The following is a 1,854-nucleotide window of genomic DNA, read 5'->3' on the forward strand; positions in this document are numbered from 1 at the left end:
ATAGGGTGCGGAGGAAATCATGAATTTCGAAAAAATTGAACAAGCTTATACCTATCTATTAGAAAACACTCAAAGTATTCAAAATGAATTGTCGACCAACTTTTATGACGCCTTGATTGAACAAAATGCCATGTATTTGGATGGCAAGACGGATCTAGACATTGTTAAAAACAATAGCAAAAAATTAAAAGAACTAGATTTAAGTAAGGAAGAATGGCGCAGAGCCTACCAATTCCTTTTTATGAAAGCTGCTCAGACAGAACCTTTACAAGCGAATCACCAGTTCACACCAGATGCGATTGGTTTTATCATTACATTTTTGATTGATCAGTTGGCTAAAAGCGACCAATTGGATGTCTTAGAAGTGGGAAGTGGAACCGGAAATCTCGCTGAGACCATGGTCAACAATAGCCGCCTCACGATTGATTACTTAGGATTGGAAGTGGATGATCTTTTGATTGACCTATCTGCTAGTATCGCAGATGTGATGGAATCCAGTGTTGTCTTTGCACAAGGCGACGCGGTGCGTCCTCAAGTGTTGAAAGAAAGTGACTTGATCGTTAGCGACTTACCGATTGGTTATTATCCAGATGATGCGATTGCACAGCGCTATCAAGTGGCGAGCTCCGAAGGCCATACCTATGCCCATCACCTCATGATGGAACAGGCTCTGAAATACCTGAAACCTCAAGGAGTAGCCATCTTTTTAGCTCCGAATAACCTCTTGACGAGCCCTCAGAGTGATCTGTTGAAAGCTTGGCTAACAGACAAAGCCCAAATTCTTGCCATGCTGACCTTGCCAGAATCTCTTTTTTCAAATCCTGCCTATGCTAAGACGATTTTCGTCCTACGAAAACAAGAAGAAGAGTCTGTTCAGCCCTTTGTCTATCCTTTTACCGATCTCCAGGATCAAGACCAGGTGGTTCACTTTATGGAAAGTTTCCAAAACTGGTTAAAGGATAGTGAAATTTGATCAAAGATCTGATATAATAGAGGAAGTGAAAACGCTTAATGAGGTGAATATATGTCGAAAACAATTTCTATTAATGCAGGAAGCTCTAGTTTGAAATGGCAATTGTACCAAATGCCAGAGGAAACTGTTCTTGCAAAAGGGTTGATTGAACGGATCGGTTTGAAGGATTCTATTTCAACTGTTAAATTTGATGGACGCTCTGAAAAACAAGTATTAGATATCCAGGACCATACACAAGCTGTAAAAATTTTGTTGGATGATTTGATTCGTTTTGATATTATCAAATCTTACGATGAGATTACAGGTGTAGGCCACCGCGTCGTTGCTGGTGGAGAATACTTCAAGGATTCTGCCTTGGTAGATGACGAAGTCCTTCGAAAAGTAGAAGAATTGTCTTTGTTAGCACCTCTTCATAATCCTGCAAATGCAGCCGGAATTCGTGCCTTTAGAGAGATTTGTCCAAATATTACCAGTGTTGTGGTATTTGATACTTCTTTCCATACAACCATGCCGGAAAAAGCTTATCGTTACCCTCTTCCAACTAAATATTACACAGAAAATAAGGTCCGTAAGTACGGCGCTCATGGAACCAGTCATCAGTATGTAGCTGGTGAAGCTGCTAAACTTCTTGGAAAACCATTAGAAGAATTGAAATTGATCACCTGCCACGTTGGAAATGGTGTATCTGTTACAGCGGTTGACAAGGGAATCTCTGTGGATACCTCAATGGGCTTCACCCCTCTAGGTGGAGTCATGATGGGAACCCGTACAGGGGATCTCGATCCAGCGATTATTCCTTACTTGATGGAGCATACAGAGGATTTCAATAAGCCTGAAGATATTAGCCGTATCCTCAATCGTGAATCAGGTCTTCTGGGTGT

At 41.2% G+C, this 1,854-nt stretch carries 2 protein-coding genes; both read left to right on the forward strand.

The annotated features are described in order from the left end of the window. The first annotated feature begins 19 nt into the window (after nucleotides 1–19). On the forward strand, nucleotides 20–973 hold the full coding sequence (locus tag PAN06_RS14070) for a class I SAM-dependent methyltransferase (protein WP_269796640.1): 954 nt from the start codon (nucleotides 20–22) through the stop codon (nucleotides 971–973). A 51-nt stretch (nucleotides 974–1,024) separates the two neighbouring features. Then, nucleotides 1,025–1,854, forward strand: an 830-nt coding sequence (locus PAN06_RS14075) for an acetate/propionate family kinase (protein WP_269796641.1), incomplete at its 3' end; no start/stop codon positions are given.

It is taken from the genome of Streptococcus sp. SM3 (assembly GCF_027497875.1).

Coding starts and splice junctions, on each gene's coding strand:
- PAN06_RS14070 (WP_269796640.1), top strand. CDS start 20: ATGAATTTCGAAAAAATTGAACAAGCTTATACCTATCTATTAGAAAAC.